The organism is Massilia sp. BKSP1R2A-1, assembly GCF_050586525.1.
Lineage (GTDB): Bacteria > Pseudomonadota > Gammaproteobacteria > Burkholderiales > Burkholderiaceae_D > Telluria.
Genome location: NZ_JBOBRE010000005.1, coordinates 67,280 through 86,325, shown reverse-complemented (window position 1 = coordinate 86,325; position 19,046 = coordinate 67,280). Strand labels below are relative to the sequence as shown.

The 19,046-nt window shown below is 69.2% G+C and carries 14 protein-coding genes; 5 read left to right on the top strand and 9 right to left on the bottom strand.

The annotated features are described in order from the left end of the window. Positions 1–6: 6 nt before the first annotated feature. Positions 7–984 carry a GlxA family transcriptional regulator gene (locus tag ACQ7JA_RS09535; protein WP_430896971.1) on the bottom strand — a complete coding sequence of 326 codons (978 nt, stop codon included), beginning with the start codon at positions 982–984 and terminating at the stop codon, positions 7–9. Between the two features lie 85 nt (positions 985–1,069). Here ACQ7JA_RS09535 and ACQ7JA_RS09530 point away from each other — a divergent pair, with 85 nt between their 5' ends. From ACQ7JA_RS09530 to ACQ7JA_RS09520, 3 genes are all read left to right on the top strand, one after another. Continuing rightward, positions 1,070–2,434, top strand: coding sequence for a serine hydrolase domain-containing protein (locus ACQ7JA_RS09530; protein WP_430896969.1), 1,365 nt, complete (start codon positions 1,070–1,072; stop codon positions 2,432–2,434). A gap of 70 nt (positions 2,435–2,504) precedes the next feature. After that, on the top strand, positions 2,505–3,452 hold the full coding sequence (locus ACQ7JA_RS09525; protein WP_430896967.1) for a 2-hydroxyacid dehydrogenase: 948 nt from the start codon (positions 2,505–2,507) through the stop codon (positions 3,450–3,452). Positions 3,453–3,455: 3 nt separating this feature from the next. After that, positions 3,456–4,406 carry an alpha/beta hydrolase gene (locus ACQ7JA_RS09520; RefSeq protein WP_430896965.1) on the top strand — a complete coding sequence of 317 codons (951 nt, stop codon included), beginning with the start codon at positions 3,456–3,458 and terminating at the stop codon, positions 4,404–4,406. On the opposite strand, the gene ACQ7JA_RS09515 is transcribed toward ACQ7JA_RS09520, so the two are convergent. From ACQ7JA_RS09515 to ACQ7JA_RS09485, 7 genes are all read right to left on the bottom strand, one after another. Continuing rightward, positions 4,398–5,366, bottom strand: coding sequence for a glycoside hydrolase family 43 protein (locus ACQ7JA_RS09515; RefSeq protein WP_430896963.1), 969 nt, complete (start codon positions 5,364–5,366; stop codon positions 4,398–4,400). The two genes, ACQ7JA_RS09520 and ACQ7JA_RS09515, sit on opposite strands and share 9 nt — an antisense overlap. Positions 5,367–5,373: 7 nt before the next feature. After that, the gene (locus tag ACQ7JA_RS09510) at positions 5,374–8,199 is read right to left on the bottom strand and encodes a TonB-dependent receptor (RefSeq protein ID WP_430896961.1); all 2,826 of its coding nucleotides are present in this window, start codon (positions 8,197–8,199) and stop codon (positions 5,374–5,376) included. 156 nt (positions 8,200–8,355) lie between these two features. After that, a complete protein-coding gene (locus ACQ7JA_RS09505; protein ID WP_430896959.1) occupies positions 8,356–9,375 on the bottom strand; it encodes a LacI family DNA-binding transcriptional regulator in 1,020 nt (339 codons plus the stop codon). 35 nt (positions 9,376–9,410) lie between these two features. Then, complete coding sequence (locus tag ACQ7JA_RS09500) at positions 9,411–10,526, bottom strand: ABC transporter ATP-binding protein (protein WP_430896957.1); 1,116 nt, start codon at positions 10,524–10,526, stop codon at positions 9,411–9,413. A gap of 25 nt (positions 10,527–10,551) precedes the next feature. After that, positions 10,552–11,385, bottom strand: coding sequence for a carbohydrate ABC transporter permease (locus tag ACQ7JA_RS09495; RefSeq protein WP_430896955.1), 834 nt, complete (start codon positions 11,383–11,385; stop codon positions 10,552–10,554). Then, positions 11,382–12,242: a carbohydrate ABC transporter permease gene (locus ACQ7JA_RS09490; protein WP_430896953.1), complete on the bottom strand. Its 861-nt coding sequence runs from the start codon at positions 12,240–12,242 to the stop codon at positions 11,382–11,384. The genes ACQ7JA_RS09495 and ACQ7JA_RS09490 overlap by 4 nt, the downstream gene beginning before the upstream one ends. Positions 12,243–12,272: 30 nt before the next feature. Continuing rightward, on the bottom strand, positions 12,273–13,568 hold the full coding sequence (locus ACQ7JA_RS09485; protein WP_430896951.1) for an extracellular solute-binding protein: 1,296 nt from the start codon (positions 13,566–13,568) through the stop codon (positions 12,273–12,275). A 148-nt stretch (positions 13,569–13,716) separates the two neighbouring features. Between ACQ7JA_RS09485 and ACQ7JA_RS09480 the strand changes: the two genes are divergently transcribed. Beyond that, the gene (locus ACQ7JA_RS09480) at positions 13,717–14,724 is read left to right on the top strand and encodes a DMT family transporter (RefSeq protein WP_430896949.1); all 1,008 of its coding nucleotides are present in this window, start codon (positions 13,717–13,719) and stop codon (positions 14,722–14,724) included. On the opposite strand, the gene ACQ7JA_RS09475 is transcribed toward ACQ7JA_RS09480, so the two are convergent. Then, positions 14,647–16,443 (bottom strand): family 43 glycosylhydrolase, encoded by a 1,797-nt coding sequence (locus tag ACQ7JA_RS09475; RefSeq protein WP_430896947.1) that lies wholly within the window; start codon positions 16,441–16,443, stop codon positions 14,647–14,649. The genes ACQ7JA_RS09480 and ACQ7JA_RS09475 overlap by 78 nt on opposite strands. Before the next feature lie 352 nt (positions 16,444–16,795). On the opposite strand from ACQ7JA_RS09475, the gene ACQ7JA_RS09470 reads away from it, so the two are divergent. Next, complete coding sequence (locus ACQ7JA_RS09470; protein WP_430896945.1) at positions 16,796–19,042, top strand: TonB-dependent receptor; 2,247 nt, start codon at positions 16,796–16,798, stop codon at positions 19,040–19,042. Positions 19,043–19,046: the final 4 nt, after the last annotated feature.

Here is a 19,046-nt window from a genome sequence, read left to right as displayed (position 1 = left end):
AGCACCCTACGCGAACCGCTCCTGGTACTCGCTCGGCAATACGCCCAGCTGCGCCGCGAAGGCGCGCCGCAGATTGTATTCGCTGCCGTAACCACAGTCGCGCGCCGCCTGCTTGACGCTCACCCCGGGCCGCTCGAGCATGCGGCAGGCGCTTTCCATCCTGAGGCGCCCGAGCAGCCGGGCCGGCGTCAGGTCGGCCTCCTCGCGCAGGCGCCGGTGCAGGGTTCGCACCGACAGCGCGCAGGCTTCGGCCATCTCCTCGACCCGCACTTCCTGGCGCAGGCGCGGCCGCAGCCATGCCGCCAGCCGCGCATGCACCCCGTCGTCCTGCGACTGCGCCAGCAGCTCGGCGCTGAACTGCCGCTGGCCGCCGGGACGCTTCAGGAACATCACCAGGCGCCGGGCCACGGCCAGCGCGCGCTGCCGCCCCAGGTCTTCCTCCACCAGGCTCAGGGCCAGGTCCATGCCGGCGCTGATGCCGGCCGAAGTGCGGAACTTGTCGTCGCGGACGTGGATCGCATCGTCGAGGACCTGCAGGGCGGGATGTTCGGCCCGCAGCGCCTCCACGTCCTGCCAGTGCGTGACGACGCGCCGCCCGTCCAGCAGGCCGGCGCGGGCCAGCACGAAGGCGCCGGTGCAGACGGCGCAGCAGCGCGCCACCTGCCTGCTGGCCCCGCGCACCCAGTCCAGTACCGGGCTCGATGCGGACGGCAGGTCGCGCACCCTGCCGCCCGAAACGATGAGCGTGGCCCAATCGAGCCCTGCCGCCGGCAGTTCCTCCGCCAGCAGACTCACGCCGGACGACGAGGCGACTGACCCGCCACCGGGGGCGGCGATGCGTACGCGATAGGGAGGCGCCAGCCCTGCGTCGACGGCTTCGTCGTTCGCGCTGGCGAAGACCTGGGCGGGGCCGGTGGCATCCAGCAGGAGGAAGTTCGGAAAGACGAGGATCCAGACGTCGATCTGGGTGGCGGCGTGTGTCATGGTGGCAGATATTCAACGGTCGATGGCAGTCCTGTCAATGCATGGCCGGCTACACTGGCGCTCCCCCTGCTTTGGATCGATCCGCATGCGTCTCCTGCTCTCCCTTCTCGTCCTGCTCCCGTGCTGCCCGGCCCGTGCCGACCGACTCGACCAGGCCATCGAGCGCGAGATGGCGCGCCGCCACGTGCCCGGCATGGCCGTCGTCGTCCTCAAGGATGGCCGGATCGTCCGCGAGCGCGGCTACGGCCTGGCCAACGTCGAACATGGCGCGAAAGTGACGCCTGCGACGGTGTTCCAGTCGGGATCGGTGGGCAAGACCTTCACCGCCGCCCTCATCCTGCTGCTGGCCGAGGACGGCAAACTGGGCCTCGACGACCCCGTCTCGCGCCACCTGCCTCAGGCGCCGGCAGCCTGGAACGGCATCACGATCCGCCACCTGCTCACGCATACCGGCGGACTGGGCGAGCCCTACCAAAAGATCGACCTGCGCAAGGATTACACGGACGCGGAACTGATCGCCGTCGAGGCTTCCCTGCCGCTGCTGTTCGCGCCGGGCGAGCGCTTCAGCTACAGCAATACGGGCTACCACCTGCTCGGCTTCATCGCCACGCGGGCCGGCGGCAAGCACTGGAGCGAACAGCTTCGCGAGCGCATCTTCGCCCCGCTGGGCATGGGCGCGCGCGTGATCAGCGAGGCGGAGATCGTGCCGCACCGGGCGGCGGGCTACGAATGGTCGGACGGCAGGCTGCGCAACCAGTCCTGGGTGTCGCCCAGCCTGAACACCACGGCGGACGGCGCCCTCTACCTGACCGCACGTGACCTGGCCTTGTGGGACCAGGCCTTGCGAGGCGACCGCGTCCTGGACGCGAAACTGCGCGCCGCCAGCTGGACGCCGCCGCGCCTGGCGGACGGCAGCACCTCGCCGTATGGCTACGGCTGGTTCGTGGGCGAGCAGAACGGGCGCCGCACCATCCTGCACGGCGGCGCCTGGCAAGGCTTCAAGGCGCTGATCACGCGCTACGTCGACGACGACCTGACGGTGATCGTGCTTGCCAACAGCGCCATTGCGCGTGTCGGCAGGATCGGCGACATGGTGGCGGGCCATTACGTCCCGACGCTGGCGCCGGTGCGCGCCAAAGCCATCCCTGACCGCGAACCGCTGCTCGGCGCCCAGGCCCGCGAGGCCATGGCGCGCCTGGCTGCGAGGCAGGCGCCGGCGAAGCTGTCCGCCAGGGAGGCCGAACGCTTCACACCCCGCTGGATCGGCATCGTGGCGGACGAGATCGCGAATGCCGGCCCGCTCGGCGCCGTCGAGCTGCTCGAGCGCAGCGATGAAGGCAGCACGCAGAAGTCGCGCTACCGCTTCCTCTACCGCGACGTGCCGATGCTCGTCACGGTAAAGCGCGCACTCGACGGTACGATCGAATCGCTTGGCATCGGTCTCGAATAGACCGCCGTCCATACAGACCGTCCGCCGAAACGATGTAGGATGAGGTTTTCGGCATGGATGAATTCGATTGATGAAACCCGAGATTGCGGTATTGGGCAGCGTGTGGACCGAGGAAGTCCTGCGCGCACTGGATGGACACTACGCCTGCCACTTCCCGGCGCGCATGGCGCCTGAAGAACGCGCGGCATTCGAGCGCGAGATCGCCCCGCGCATCCGCGCCGTGCTGACCACCGGCACCGTCGGCCTGGATGCGGCCGGCGCCGCGGTGTATCCGAGCCTGGAGATCGTCTCGGTCCACGGGGTCGGCGTGGACGCCGTCGATCTCGAGGCCATGGCGGCGAGCGGCATCGTCGTCACCAACACACCCGACGTGCTGACCGAGGACGTGGCCGACCTCGCTGCCTCGCTGCTGCTGACCGTCTCGCGCCGCCTGCCGCTGCTGGACCGCTACGTGCGCGCCGGCCACTGGGAAGACAAGCGTCCGCTGCAGCCTGCGCGCAGCCTGCGCGGCAGGGTCGCCGGCATCTACGGCTACGGACGCATCGGCCAGGCGCTGGCAAGCCGCCTGCGCGCCTTCGGCATGGAGATCCGCTACTTCCAGCGCAGCGCGGGTCCCGAGCCCCGGCTGCGCTGCGATTCGCTGCGCGAACTGGCCACCGTCAGCGACTTCCTGGTCCTGTGCGCGCCCGGCGGCGCGGCCACCCGGCATGCCGTGGATGCGGCGGTGCTGGATGCACTCGGCCCCGACGGAACCCTCGTGAACATCGCGCGCGGCTCGGTGGTCGACGAGGCCGCCCTGGTCGAGGCCCTCGCCACCGGCCGCCTGGGCGCGGCGGCGCTCGACGTCTTCGAGGACGAACCGCGCGTGCCCGCGGCGCTGCGCGGCATGGACAATGTGGTGCTGACGCCCCACGTCGGCAGCTTCACGGTGGAGACCCGCCGCGCCATGGCCAGGCTCGCGGTCGGCAACCTCGACGAGCATTTTGCGGGCCGGCCCGCCCTGACCCCGGTCGGCTGACCCATGCCGATGCATGTCGGCGCGGCCATGCTGGACGATCTGCGCCGCTTCAACCGCAAGCTGGCGCGCGCGCCGCGCTTTCGCTACCGGAACCGCTTCGTGCCCATGATCGGCCAGGCCCTCCTGCGCCTGTCGCAGCTCGGGGCGGACCGCCGGCTGCGGCGAACCGGACTGCGGGTAGAGCGCCACACCGTGCGCGAGAAGGAACTGCAGGTCCGGCTGCGCGTCCTGCTGCCAGCGGGCGCGCCGCGCGGCGTGGTGCTGGACATCCACGGCGGCGGCTGGGTGATCGGGAATGCGGCGATGAACGACGCCTTCAATGGCCCCATGGCGCGCGAATGCGGTGTCGCCGTGGTATCGGTCGACTACAGCCTCGCCCCGCGCGCCTCGATCGGAGCGATGATGGACGAGTGCCTGCTCGCGGCGCGCTGGCTGCTTGGCGGCGGCGTGCCCGGCACGAAGGAATTGCCGGTGATCGTTGTGGGCGAATCGGCGGGCGGCCAGCTCGCCGCCGCCACCCTGCTGCGCCTGAAGGGGTGGCCGGCGCTGTTCCGGCGCATCGTCGGGACGGTGCTCTACTACGGCGTCTACGACATGGCGGGCAGCGACAGCGTGCGCCAGGCCGGCCGCGACACCCTGGTCCTGGACGGCCCCGCCATGCTGCCGGCGCTACGTCTCCTGACGCCTGACATGGACGACGCCGGGCGTCGGCGTGCGCCGCTGTCACCGTTGTTCGGCGACCTCTCCGGCATGCCGCCGGCGCTCATGTATACGGGCGGATGCGACCCGCTGCGCGACGACACGCTGCGGATGGCGCAGCGCTGGGCCGGCGCCGCCGACGTCGAGCTGAACTTCCTGCCCGACGCCCCGCACGGCATCATCCATTTTCCGGTGGCGATGGGGCGCGCCGCCTGTGCCCATACGCGCGCCTGGATCTCGGCGCGGCTACGGTAGATCCAGGCCCGCCGGGGCCGGCTGGCGCGTGAAGGTCGGCCCGCCGGTGGTGGGCCGGCCGCCCTGCCACACGAGCCGGTCGATGCACATGCGCCGCCCGGTCATGGCCGTGTCCCAGGCGTGGTAGACGATCCAGTCCTGGCTGCCGTCGGGCGAGGTGGTGAAGGAGTTGTGCCCGGGACCGATGACGTTCGGCGCTCTCGACCGCATCAGGAGCGCTTCCTCGCTGCCTTCCGGGCGCGTGAACGGCCCGAGCGGATGGTCGGCCACCACGTAGCTGACCCCATAGTTCTCCTTCTCCCAGGCGCCGCCGCTGTAGAAGCAGTAATACTTGCCGCCATGGACCAGCACGGAGGCGCCCTCCACGGTATGCCAGTCGTAGACCGCGTCATACATGGCCCGCTGCATCTTGAACAGGTGCCAGTCCGCATGCGGACGCGCCACCGTGCGCGGCTCGCCCGCCAGCCGGTCCATCGCCAGCAGGCGGTCGACCACGATGCCGGTGCCGATCCGGTGGTCGTCCTCGCACTCCAGGAAGTCGACGCAGTAGTAGAGATACCACTGGCCATCGAGGTCGCGGAAAGGATGGGCGTCGATCGAGAACGGCTGGTCGGGCACCAGCAGTACGCCGCAATCCTTGAAGGGCCCCACCGGATTGTCGGCCACGGCCACCCGCAGCTTGTGGTGCTTGCCCTCCACGTCGCCGCGCGAGTAATACAGCCAGAACTTGCCCTCGCTGTACGCCACCTCGGGCGCCCAGAAGTGATCGAGCCCCGGCTCCATCAGCGCGTAGCCGGCCGGGCGCCAGTCGACCAGGTCGTTCGACACCAGGATCGGGAAGCGCCCGCCTCCCGGCCCGTCCGGCGCGGTGCCGTAGGCGAAATACCGCCCCTCGTGCTTGAGCACGAAGGGGTCGGCCATGATCTCCGGGTAGACCGGATTGCAGTAAGTCTTCTGCATCGCTTCCTCACATCTGGTAGCGCAGGCTGATGCCGTAGGTGGTCGGGTTGTAGCGGATGTCGCGCGGGCGGATCGGGTCGCCCAGGTAGCTTTCGTAGCGTTCCTTGGTCAGGTTGATCGCGTCGAAGTTCAGCGACAGCTGCGGGGTCAGCGCGTAGCCGACGCTCAGGTCGACGTAGGTCGCGGCCTTGACGTAGCGGTTCTGGCCGAAGCGCGGCTCGGCGATCTGCTCGACGTACTTGCCGCGGCGGGTGGCGGCCAGGCGGCCGGTCCAGCGGTCGCGTTCATACAGGAGCGTGACGTTGTAGCTCTGGCGTGCGACCCCGACCAGTTCCGTGGTCGTGTATTCGCCGCTGTTGAGCGCGGTACGGGTCTGGTTCTCGCCGTCGATCCAGGTGTAGTTGAACTGGGCGCCCAGGCCGCTCCAGGCGCCCGGCAGGAAGTCGAAGAACTTCTGGATCCCGAACTCGGCCCCTTTCAGCTTGCCCTTGCCGGAATTCTGCGGACGGGTCACGCGGTAGTTGACGCCGTTGATCGTCTCCTGCTGCTCGAAATTCTGCAGATAGCCGTCGATGTCGCGGTGGAACAGCGCGATCTGGGCGAAGCCGTTGTTCTGGAAGTAGTACTCGAGCGTGGCGTCGCTGTTGATCGACTCGGTCGGCGACAGCTGCGGATTGCCCGCGGCGCCGGTGCCGGGCGCGTTGACGGTCGGCGGGATCAGGGAAAGGGCCGGGTTCAGCTGCGAGAACTCCGGCCGGGTGATGGTCTTGCCGACGCTCAGGTGCGACTGGATGCGATCGGTCCAGTTGACCACCGCCGACACGTTCGGCAGGAAGTTGGTCTCGTCGCTGTCTTCGCTGATCGGCGTGACGACATCGCCCACGCGCTGGTTGCCTTCGAGCTTGCGGTCAACCTTCACCAGGCGGCCGCCGATATTGCCGGTCATGCCGACGTTGCCGAGCGCCGCCTTCCAGCGCGCGCCCAGGTGCAGGGTGAAGGTGCGTTCGCTCTGTTCGAACAGGCGCATCGGGTCATCCGGCACGCGGCCGGCCGGCTGGCCGTAGAAGGCGCGCACCCGGTCGGCCTGGTAGATCAGGAAGTCGCGCGAGGGCGTCATCCACGGGCCGCCCAGGCGGTCCAGGCCCGGCACCAGCGTCTGGAACTCCGGCCCGAAGGCGGCGACCGGCGAGGGGCGCACCGAGCCGCGCGGCAGGTCGCTGGCGCGTTCGGCGCTGTGGTAGCTGACGTCGCGGTCCGACAGGCGGATGCCGCCAGTAAAGGCGGTGATGAATCCGTCGCCACCCAGGCGATACACGGCGTCGGTGCGGAACTGCGCCTGCTCGCCGCGCGATTCGCCCCAGTTCTGCGCCATGCCGCGCAGGACGAACTGGTTCGGGTCGCGCAGCGGATTGCTGCTGGTCGGGGTGGTGACGGTGTTGTAGCCGCCGTGGCCGTCGCGTCCATAGGTGTAGACGTGGGCGCTCGCGCCTGGAATCTGCTGGTCGACGATGACGGTGTCGTTGATGAAGTCCGAGCGCGTGAACGCCAGGTTGCTGTCGACCGTCAGCGGGCCTTCGCGGTACTTCAGGCCGAAATTCAGGAAGTGGGTGTCGGTGCGCTCCTTGACGCCCCAGGTGCTGGTGGCCGTGTACGGGTCCCAGTCATAGGGGCCATCGAATTGCGCGGCCTGGGCGTAGGCCGACTGGATCGGGCAGATGCTGCCGTTCGGCGTGTTGCAGTAGTCGCCGTCCGGGGCCAGCACCACGTTGCTCAGGCGCGGGGTCCAGGTGGCGATGTTGAGGATGTAGTTGACCTGGCTCTTGCCGCGATAGCTGGTGCCCAGGTACTGGGTGGTGAATTCGGTGTTCGGGTTCACCTTCCACTGGAAGGCGGCGTGGATGCTGCCGCGCTCGCGGTCGCCCGCGTTGTAGATGCCACCGATGTTCGGCAGTTCGCCGAGGCGGTCGCCGGGGTTGAGCGGCGCGATCGGCTGGTTGTCGTTCAGGCGCGTCGCCGTGCCGTCCGGGCTGACCGAGAAGATCCGGTCGGGACGGTCGACCCACTGCACCGGGAAGGCCCAGTGTTCCTTGTTGTAGGCGACGTCCACGAGGAAGCCCATCTCGCCCTTGCCGGTGTTCCAGCGGTTGCTCATCAGGAGGCCGCCGCCCGGGTTGTTCTTCTCCTTCGTCGCTTCACTGCCTTCGACGTAGCTGCGGCGGTTCTCCAGGAAGCCGGTGACGGTGTAGCCCTTGAAGTCGAAGGGCGCGCGCAGGCGCACGTTCACGTTGCCGGCGATGCCGCCCTCGAACTGGTTGGCGGTGGCCGACTTGTAGACGTCCAGGCCCGCGATCGACTGGACCGGCAGGTCCTGGTAGGACAGGCGGCGGCCGGTGCCGGTGAAGATCTCGTTGCCGTCGATGGTGGTGGCGACGTCGGGCAGGCCGCGGATGATCACGGAGCTGGTCTCGCCGCGGTCGCGCCCCACCTGGACGCCGGCGATGCGCTGCAGGGCGTCGCCGGCGGCGCGGTCGGGGAACTTGCCGATGTCGTCGGCGTTGATCGAATCCACCACCTGCTCGGCGTCGCGCTTGATCTGCTCGGCGGAGCGGATGCTGCTGCGGAGGCCCGTCACCTGCACGGTGGCCACGGCCCCGCCCGCGGGCGCCGGCGCGGCCCGGGCTTCCGGACCCGCGGCGGCGCGCGCCGCATCCTCGGCGCTGGGCTGGGACTGCCGGTCGGGTTGCGGGGCTGCGTTTTGTGCGGCGGCGAAGCCGATATGGGCGCACAGCAACATGGCTGCGGCGCAGACCGGCCGGACTGTCAAGGTCGTCATCGAGTGTCTCCTGAAAGCTGTAGTCGGGCCTGCGACCGCTGTATGGCCGGGCCTGCCGATATTGGAATTTGTATTAGTCATAATTTATGACCAATATGACAAACGCTATCTGAAATCGCGCCGTGGTGGCGCACTCGAGGACAGTGCGAAACGGGGTCAAAAACCGCGTGGCGCGGCCACGGAATCGCGCTCCACCAGAGGGCAATCCATCTTCATGCTGGTGCGCCGGACCACCCCGCCGTTGACCTGGGCGACCAAACTTTCCGCCGCCCAGCGCCCCATTTCGTAGTTCGGCAACAACACCGTGCTCAGCGGTGGCTGGGTATAGCGGGCGATGTCCTGGTCGTCGTAGCCGACCACGGACACCTCGGCCGGCACCGACAGGCCGAGCTCACGAACGGCCTCCAGTGCGCCCACCGCCATCAGGTCGTTGGCGCAGAACAGGGCCGTGGGCGGGTCCGGCAGCCGCAACAGCGCCCGCGCGTGCTCATGGCCGCTGCTGACCTGCCAGTCGCCCTCGCGCACCAGTTGCGGATCGAACGGAATGTCGCGCGTGGACAGGGCCTGGCGGTAGCCCTTCAATCGCTCGGCCACCGCCTCGATCCAGCCCTCGCCGTTGACGAGGCCGACGCGCCGGTGCCCGAGCTCCAGCAGATGCATGGTGGCGGCAAAACCGCCCAGCACTTCGCTCGGCACCACCGAGGAATACAGGCGGTCGCGGCGCTCTTTCTGGTGGCAGTTGAGCAGCACCGTGGGTACAGTGGCCAGCAGCGCCGGCACCGTGACCGCGCGCGTGAAGATGGTGGCGTACACGACGCCCAGCAGGGCCGGATTGCCAAGCACCCGTCCCAGCACGGCGTTCTCGTATTCCGGGTCGCTGCGGGTCGCGAAGACGCTCAGCAGGCAATCGTGCTCCCAGGCCGCGTCGCGCGCGCCGTCGATGGTCAGCATCGCGTGCGGGCTGGTCGAGAGTTCGTCGGTGAGGTAGACGATCAGGTTGCGCTGCTGGGCGCCTTCCATGCCGTGGCCGTGGCGCTCCACCGGATAGCCGATCTCGCGGGCGATGCGCAGCACGCGCTTGCGGGTCTCGGCGGAGACCTTTGCCCCGCTCATCTGGTTGATGACCAGGGAAACGGTCGACTGCGACACCCCGGCCAGCTTGGCGATGTCGGTCATGGTTGGCCGCCGCGGGCGGCCGACGCCTGGGGCGCTCACTGCGCCGGCGGCACGCGCGGCATCGCGGCGCCGTCCCCGTCGAACAGGTGGCCGTAGGCAGGATCGAAGCCAAGGCGCACGCTTGCCCCCGCCGCGGGGCCGGCGGCGGCCCCCTCGGTACGGCACTTCACCGCGATCATCTCCGGCACGCCCTCGGCGCGCGCATGCACGATGGCCGCGTCGCCCAGGTATTCGACCAGGGCGACCGTCGCGGGAATGCCGCCCGGCTCCCGGTCGCCGAGCAGGCGCAGGTGCTCGGGCCGCACGCCCAGCGTCACCGGGCCGCCGGGCGCGGCGCGCGAGGCGTCGGCCGCGACGTCCACATGCACGCCGCCGGCCAGGCGCACGTGGGCGACGACGTCCTGCTCGCCCGCCAGCGCGCCCGGCAGGAAGTTCATGCGCGGCGAGCCGAGGAAGCCCGCCACGAAGGTGTTGACGGGCCGCTCGTACAGGGCCACCGGGGTGCCGGCCTGCTCGATGCGGCCGCCGTTGAGCACCACGATCTTCTGGCCCAGGGTCATGGCCTCGACCTGGTCGTGGGTCACGTAGATCATGGTGGCCTGCAGGTCGTGGTGCAGGCGCGCCAGTTCCACCCGGGTCTGGCCGCGCAGCGCGGCGTCCAGGTTCGACAGCGGCTCGTCGAACAGGAAGACCTGGGGTTTGCGCACGATTGCGCGGCCGATCGCGACGCGCTGGCGCTGGCCGCCCGACAAGGCCTTGGGCCGCCGCTCGAGCAGGTGGCCGATCTGCAGGATCTCGGCGGCGCGCCCCACCCGCCCGGCGATTTCCGCGCGCGGCACGCCGGCCAGCTTGAGGGCGAAGCCCATGTTCTCGGCCACCGTCATGTGCGGGTAAAGCGCATAGCTCTGGAAGACCATGGCGATACCGCGGCGCGCCGGCTCGACGTCGTTGCACACCGCGCCGCCGATCTCCACCGTGCCGGAACTGACCTCTTCCAGGCCCGCGACGATGCGCAGCAGGGTCGACTTGCCGCAGCCGGAAGGGCCGACCAGCACGACGAACTCGCCGTCCGCGATGTCGAGGTCGATGCCCTTGAGGACGGGGTTGTCCTCGTACTGCTTGGTGATGCCTGTCAGGCGCACAGATGCCATGGGGTCTCCGCGAGGTTCAAACGAATCATCCTTTCAGTCCGGTCGCGGCCAGGAAGCCGTGGGTCACGCGGCGCTGGAACACGACATAGGCCAGCGCCACCGGCAGCGCGCCGACCAGCGCCGCCGCCATCAGCTGGGCATAGCGCACCCCGAAGGCGTCGTAGGTCTGGGTCAGGCCGAGGGGAATCGTCATCATGTCGTTGGACGTCACGATGATGAAGGGCCACAGGAAGTTATTCCATGCGCCGATGAAGGTAACGATGGCCATCGCCCAGACGATGTTGCCGGACACCGGCAGGTAGACGCTCCACAGGATGCGCGAGGGCCCGGCGCCGTCCATGACGGCCGCCTCGCGGAAGTCCGCGGGAATCGCGTCGAAGAACTGCTTGAACACGTAGATGACCACGGGCGCCACCACCTGGGGCAGGACGATGCCGGCATAGCTGTTGATCAGGCCGAGCTGGTTCATCATCCGGAACAGCGGCACCAGCAGCGCCTCGAAAGGCACCAGGAAGGCCAGCATGGTGATGGCGAACACCAGGGTGCGGCCGCGGAAGCGCAGCTGGGAGAAGGCATAGGCCGCCATCAGGCTCAGGGCCATGGTCACGACGGTGACGAGGAAGGCGACCAGGGCGCTGTTGAACAGCCAGCGTCCCACGTTGCCGGCGGCGAGCACCTTGGTGAACGCCGCCAGGGTCCAGTCCTGGGGCAGCCAGTGGAAGACGGCGGACACCGTTTCGTGCTCGGGACGCAGGGCCGTGCTCATCGCCCACAGCAGGGGCGCGACCCACATCGCGGCGAGCAGCAGGGCCGCAAGCGCGCCGGCGACGGTCCAGCCGAAACCTGCCCGTTTGTTCATGCATCCCTCCGCGACAGCCAGCCCGCGAAGGCCGCCTGGGCCAGCGACAGCGCGATCACGATCGCGACAAACGCCATGGCGATCGCCGCCGCATAGCCGGCGTCGCTCTGGGTGAAGGCGGTTTCGTACATATAGTGCAGCGTCACGCGGGTGGTGTTGAAGGGGCCGCCCGTGGTCATGATATAGGTCTGGCCGAAGATCTTCATCGAGGCGATCAGCTGCAGCACCAGGGCCATGCCGGCCACCGGGCGGAGGGCCGGCCAGGTGATCGTGCGGAACAGGGTGAAACCGCGCGCGCCGTCCAGCGCCGCCGCTTCATAGAGCTCGGCCGGGATGTTGCGCAGGCCGGCTAGGAACATCAGCATGTTGAAGCCGACCGTCCACCAGATGGTGCCGATCGCCACCATCGGCATGGCCCAGGTCAGGTCGGCGAACCAGGCGCGCTGCATGCCGAGCACGTAGTTCACCACGCCCGAAGACGGCTGCAGCATCCAGTCGGCGATCAGGGTCATCACCGAGATCGGCAGCACGAAGGGCAGGAAGAAAGCGCCCTGCAGCCAGCTGCTGGCGCGGGTGAAGTGGTTGACCAGCAGGGCCATCACCAGCCCCAGCACCGTCAGCGGCACCACGGTGAGCAGGGCGAAGTAGAAGGTGTTGCCGACCGCGGCCCAGAAGGACGGGTCGCGCACCAGGGCGAAGTAGTTGTCCAGGCCGACGAAGGCATTGGTGCGGGTCAGGCTGCTCTCCGTCAGGCTCATGTAGAAGGTGTCGAGCGCCGGCAGGAAAAAGAACAGGACGAAGGTGACGGCGAACGGCGCCAGCAGCAGGGCTGCCGGCAGCGTGTCGCCTCGTTTCACGGTTGGTCGGTTGGCAGGCATGGACTGGCCTCAGTAGCGCGGCGGGCGCTTGCGGATCAGGCGCGCGGCCTCGGTTTCGAACATGCGCAGGGCCTGGCCCGGCGCCAGCTGGGACGACAGCGCCGCCGGCAGGTATTTCGAGGCCATCGCCTCCAGCGGACCCGCCGCGCCCATATACCAGGCGTCCGGGTCGTAGATCACGTGGCGCGGCACCTCGGCGTAGGCGCGGTTCGGCTGCAGGGCGCGGGCCTCCGGCGATTCGGCCACCGGCCGGTAGGCCAGCACGTGGCCGCCCTGGGCCCAGCCCAGGGAGTTCCTGCTGACGAAGGCGATGAAGCGCATCACGGCGCGCGCCTTCTGCTGCGACATCGGTCGGCCCTCGTTGGCCGGAATCGCAAAGGCGTGGGAATCGGCCCAGACGCTGTCGTTGCCGAACATGCGCGGCAGCGGCACGATGCCGTACTCGAAGCCGAGGGTGCCCTGCCCCGTTGCGCGCACCATTTCCGGGACCTCCCACACGCCGTTGATCATGAAGCCGGCATTCCCGCCCATGAACTGGCTGGTCGACGCCGCGTAATCCAGGCCCGGCTGGGCATAGCCGGCCTTGAACCAGCTGCTGATGCGCGCCAGCGAATCGACCCCGGCCGGGCCATAGGCAAAGCGCCCGTTCTCGATCAGGGGCGCGTTGCGCTGGGCCAGCATGGTGATCCACAGGCGCCAGATGGCATAGGAACTCTGGCTGCTCTCCATCGTCATGCCGGGCCGGCCGGTGGCCTGGCGCACGGCGCGGAAGGCATCGGTGAGCGCATCGAAGCCCTGGATGGGCTTGAGCGCGCCGGCTGCGTCGAGCAGGCCGGCCCTGCCCGCCAGGGTCTTGTTGTAGTACAGGACCAGCGGGTGCAGGTCGACCGGGATCGCGTAGGTCTTGCCGGCGTGCTGGGATTTCTGCCACTGGCGCGGATAGAAGTCGCCCGGCGCCAGGCCCGCGTCCTGCAGCTCGTGCGGCGCGATCGGGCGCAGCACGCCGCCGCCGGCCAGGTTGGTCATGCGCGACAGGTGCACGGTGGCGATGTCCGGCCCGGCGCCCACGACCGAGGACGTGATCAGCTTGGTGTAGAAGGGTTCGCCCCACTTCAGCGTGGTGCTGACCACCCGCACATCGCGCTGGCTGGCATTGAAGCGCTGCACCAGATCGGACATGCGCGCGCCGTCGCCGCCGCTGAGCAGCGTCCACATGCGGACTTCGACCTGCGCGTGCGCGGTCATCGGCGCCGATAAGAGCGCCGCGAGCACCGCGCCGGCGAGGCGCAACGCCAATGGGGTCAATCCTGTCTCCTGGCCGGTGTTGGAATCTTATGAATTAATACTAGCAAATAATTATTATCCGGGGCCGTCCTGCTGAACCGGCCTTGGCCGGGGCCGGCCGGATTGCCTGCCGCGCGGTAGAATCGTCGTTTTGGAAGCGGTGCGGTGTATGTGGATCGGTGTGCTGTGCGGCCTGCTGGCCGGCGCCCTGTGGGGCATGGTGTTCGTGGTACCCGAGCTGCTGGCGGCTTTTTCTCCACTGGAGATGGCCGTGGGCCGCTATGTGGCCTACGGGGCCTTCGCCCTCGGCCTGCTGCTGCCGCGCCTGAAGCTGCTGCTCTCGACCCTGGCGCCAGGCGACTACGCCGCCCTGCTGCGCCACGCCCTGGCCGGAAACATCGTGTATTACATGCTGCTGGCGGTCGGCGTGAAGTATGCGGGCGTGGCGCCGACCTCGCTCATCATCGGCATGCTGCCGGTGCTCGTGACCCTGCTGGGCCGCAACGACCACGGCGCCGTGCCGCTGCGCCGCCTCGCCCTGCCCCTGCTGCTGGTGGCGGCCGGCATCGCCTGCATCAATATCGACACCTTTGCCCATGCCGGGCCGGGTGCGTCCTTTACTGCGATCGGACTGGGCGTGCTGGCCGCGGCGGGCGCGCTGCTGTGCTGGGGCTGGTACGCCCTCGACAATGCGCGCTTCCTGAAGCGCAATCCGCAGTTTTCCAGCGCCCAGTGGTCGGCCCTGTACGGCCTTGCCACCGGCGTCATCGCCCTGCTGATCGGCCTGGGCGCCTGGGGCGCGGGCGCCGCGTGGCGGCCCTCGCCGTCGCGCGACTGGCTGCTCTTCTGGGGCTGCAACATCGTGGTCGCGCTGGGCGCCTCGATGATCGGCAACCAGCTGTGGAACGTGGCCAGCCGCCGCGTGCCGGTGACGCTGTCCGGCCAGCTGATCCTGTTCGAGACCCTGTTCGCGCTGCTCTACGGTTTCATTTACCGCGGCATGGGGCCGCGCCCCCTCGAACTGGCGGCAATCGGCCTGCTGGTGGCGGGCGTCGCCTGGTCGGTGCGCGCCCACGCGGACGATGCTCCCGCCTCCTCCCTATCGCCCGAGGCGCATGAGGCCGAGCTGGCTGAAGGTGACGGCGTGCCCGGCGCCGCCCATCGCCACCAGGCCTAGTTTCGCCGCGCCGCCGAGTGTGTGGGTCCAGGTGCCGCCGCGCACCCAGTCCTTGCCGTCCTGGCTCGACCAGGCGGTGTAGCGCTCCTCTTTGCCGTCGCGGCGGATGTCGATCCTGAGCCAGGTCCATTCGCCCGGCGTGCCCACCACCGTGTTGCCGTAGCGCGGATAGCCCTTGCCGACCGGGGCGAGCTCCTTGCCGAATTCGACCTGGCGCAGCCCGTTGTGGGCCAGCTCCACCAGCTTCAGGTAGTTGTCGTCGTCGCGCATGATGACCAGGCCGGCCTGCACCGGGCTGGCGCAGCAGTCGAGCGGCGCGTCCAGGCGCAGGCGCGCTTCGATGCGCAGGTCCCCGGGCGGCAGCGGGGTCGCCAGCACCGCGGCGCTGTCGGTGTCTTCATGCAGGTCGGTCTGCTGGGTCGCCATGCGCAGGCCCGGCTGGCCGCCGGCCCAGCTGCCCGCCGCCTGCGGCCGTATCCAGGCCCAGCGCGGGTCCAGCCTGTCGCCCTCGAAGCGATCGGTCCAGATGGGCGTGGCGGCGGGCGCCTTGTTCGCGATCGCCGGCGCCGCCTGCAGCGGTCCCGGCTTGATGGCCGGCCGCGGCTGCGGCGTGTCGGACGGCCCCTGGTCGCGGTTGACGACCGGCCAGCCCTCAACCCAGTCGATGCGGTCCAGCAGCAGCGGACGGCGGGTCAGCTTGTCCGCGACGCTGAAGTAGCCCTTGTCGCGGTCAACGGCGTGGTAGAAGGTCCACCACTGGCCGGCCGGGTCCTGGAACACGGTGTTGTGGCCGGCCCCGATCCAGCGGTTGCCGTTCTGCTGCAGCACCGGCGTGCCGCCGACCCGGCTTGCCGCCATGTCGTTGCCCTGGCGATCGAGGAATGGCCCTTCCGGGCTGCGCGCGCGGCCGACGTAGAGGGCGTAGCCGGTCAGCGGTCCGCGGCAGCAGTCGGTGCTGGAGGCGAACAGGTACCAGTAGTCCCCGTGGCGCACCACTTCCGCGCCCTCGTAGCGGTTGGCGGCCGCGATGCGCACGGCGTCGCCCTCGACCTTCAGGCCGTCGCGCGACAGGCGCTGCACGTAGATGCCGCCGCCATAGCTGCCGTAGTAGAGGAAGCGGTCGCCCTGGCCGTCCTCGATGAGGTCGGGGTCGAAGGTCCACTGGAAGTTGCAGCCCGGGCCCGCGCGGCGCGGCGCCACCACCAGGTCCCGGGCCGGCGTCCAGGGGCCGGAGGGCGAGGCGCTGGTGGCGACCGCGATGGCGCTGTCGGCCTCGCATCCCTTCTCGGGACTATGGGCGTCGGCCACGTCGGTGACGGTGAAGTAAAGGTAGTAGCTGCCGTTCTGGTAGACAGGCTCCGGCGCCCACAGGCCCGCCTTGGGACCGGCCAGGCCCGCGGGGCGCTTGTCGAAGGCGTCGCGCACGAAGTACCAGTTGACCAGGTCGACCGAGCGGTAGACCGGCATCATGCGGAACTTCCATCCCTTGCCCTCGCGCTCCCTGTAGCTCACCGGGTCCATGGTGCAGTACATGTACCAGACGGTCGGCGTCGTGGTGCGGTCGCGCAGCATCGAGGGGTCGGCGCAGCTCTCCGCCAGACTGCCGTCGGCCAGGCGCAGCGGCAGCGGATTGGTGTAGCTCGGCTCTTTCGCCGAAGCGTTGGCGGCAGCGGTGGCCAGCAGCGCCGCGGCCAGGCAGGATCGTGAAGAACGGGACATGCGGTCTCCTTGTCGGCGCCCCCAGTCGCGGCGCATCTTATTGTCCGAAAAGTAAGTCAAACCCGGCCGTCGTGGCGCACGTGAGCGTTCATGATCCCGTCATCTGGTGCTGCCACCCTTGCAGAGCGACCGGCGCCGTCGCGTTGACGAATCGACCAGATTGTCAAGGGAGGCGTTGTAGCAAAGTCGTATTTGCGTTCATTTATTTCATAATGCTATTTCCTTTGATCACTACCTGCTAGACTTCCCGCTCTCGCATCCCACGCGCAATCAACATTGCCCCAAAAAAAATAAATCGGATGCCGCCCCTTATGGGGCATGCAACAAAAACGAAACCAGGGAGTTGTTTTACATGAAAGCAAAGCAGGTCCGTCCGGCGCAAACGCTGCTGGCCGTCGCAGTATCGGGTCTGTGCATGAACATCGTGCACGCGCAGGAAGAAAACAAGCAGGACAACGCCGTTCCCGAAGTCGTCGTCACCGCCCAGCGCACCGCCTCGCTGGCCTCGCGCACTCCGGTCGCCATGAGCGTCGTGAGCGGCGAGCAGCTACGCGAGATGGGCCTGGACAACCCCGCCGCGCTCGGCGCACGCCTGCCGAATGTGCAGATCGACCAGGCCTTCTCCGGCCTGCGCGTGACCATCCGCGGCATCAGCAACAACGACACCACCGACAAGGGCGACCCCTCGGCCGCCTTCATGCTGGACGGCGTCTACATCGCGCGCCCGGCCGGCCAGACTGCCAACTTCCTCGACGTCGACCGCATCGAAGTGCTGCGCGGTCCCCAGGGCACCCTGTACGGCCGCAACACCACGGCCGGCCTGGTCAACGTGATCTCGAACGCGCCCACGCGCCAGCTCGAAGGCCGCGTGGCGGTGGAAGCCGGCAGCTACGGCAACCGCAAGGCCGAGGGCGTGGTCAACGTCCCCGTGAACGACGCGCTGGCCCTGCGCGCCGCCGTCAGCACCCGCCGTCAGGATCCCTTCCTGAAGAACGGCCAGGGTAGCGCCTTCAGGCCCGGCATGGACCGCGACGACCGCGATGCGCGCCTCTCGGCGAAACTGGCGATCGGCCGCGATGCGTCCCTGCTGCTGCGCTACGACCACAGCGAAGTCAGCGACAACAATGACCGCATCGTCCCTGACACCAACTTCTATACCGGCGTCTCCAGCGGCAAGCCGCAGTGGCGCCCCGGCTCGACCGACGAGCGCCTGACCATGGGCTTCCGGCCGGTGAACATCGCGCCGAGGCAGGGAGCGCAGGAGCGCCGCGCGCGCGGATTCAGCGCGGACCTGAGCTGGAACCTGGGCCCCGCCACCGTCTACTACCTCGGCTCGCGCCGCGAACTCGACCAGCAGATGGTCAACAACTACTATTACCGGATCTCGCTCGCGCCGCCGATCGCGCTCGGCGTGATCAACAACTACGACGGCGCCAACACCCAGGATTCGCACGAGCTGCGCATCGCCACCAATGGCAGTGGCCCGGTCAGCGCCCAGGCCGGCCTGTACCACTTCGCGGAAGAATCGGACACCAGCTATGCCTTCGAGGGCCTGCGCGCGGTCGGCCTGCCGCCCTACTATTCCTTCCCGCTGGTGACCAATGCGCGCAGCCGCGCCGCCTTCGGCCAGCTGACCTGGCGCATGCGCGGCGACCTGCGCCTGACCGCGGGCGCGCGCCGCACCCTCGACCACAAATGGCGGGTCGGCTCGACCGATTTCCAGCAGGGCCCCGTGTTCAATCCCGCCACCGACCGCCGCCTGCTGAACGCGGCCGACATGTCCACCGCGCGCACCACCTGGCGCCTGGGCCTGGAAGGCGACGTGGCCGCGCACACCCTGGCCTACCTGAGCCTGGCCACCGGCTACAAGGCCGGCGCCTTCAACGACGGCTGCATCGCCGGCACCACCGCGCTCGGCATCCCCTGCCCGGCCGCGGTCGCCGTCGCGCCCGACTTCCTCTACTACCAGCCGGAAGAACTGCGCGCCTGGGAAGGCGGCCTGAAGTCGCGCCTGCTGGACGGGCGCCTGACGGTCAACGCCGCCGTCTTCCACTACGACTACACCAACCTCCAGCTGACCGGCAACGCCATCGTCGCCGGTGCGCCGCGCCTGCTCACCACCAATGCCGGCCAGGCGCGTTCGCGCGGCGTGGAAGTCGACGGCGAGCTGCGCGTGGGCGCGGGCGGGCGCCTGAACTACGGCGTGACCCTGCTGGATGCGCGCTACGTCAGCTACATGGCCACCCCGGCCGTCTCCTGGGCCGGCCGCAAGCTCGACCGGGCGCCAAGCCACGTCTACACCCTCGGCTACCAGCACCGCCTGCCCGTCGCCGGCGGCCAGCTCACGGGCGGCGTGTTCACGCGCGCCAGCGGCGAAACGACGATCTCGGTGCCGAGCCAGCTGCTGGTCTACCGCGTGCCCTCGTACACGAGTACCGACGCCACCCTGTCCTGGCAACCGGATGGCGCGCGCTGGAGCGTGCTGGCGCGGGTGCGCAATATCGAGGACAAGGTGCGGCCGTCGATCGTCGACAGCTTCGGCATGACCACGCCGACCGCACCGCGCACGGCCGACCTGCGCCTGGACGTCCGTTTCTAAGGAT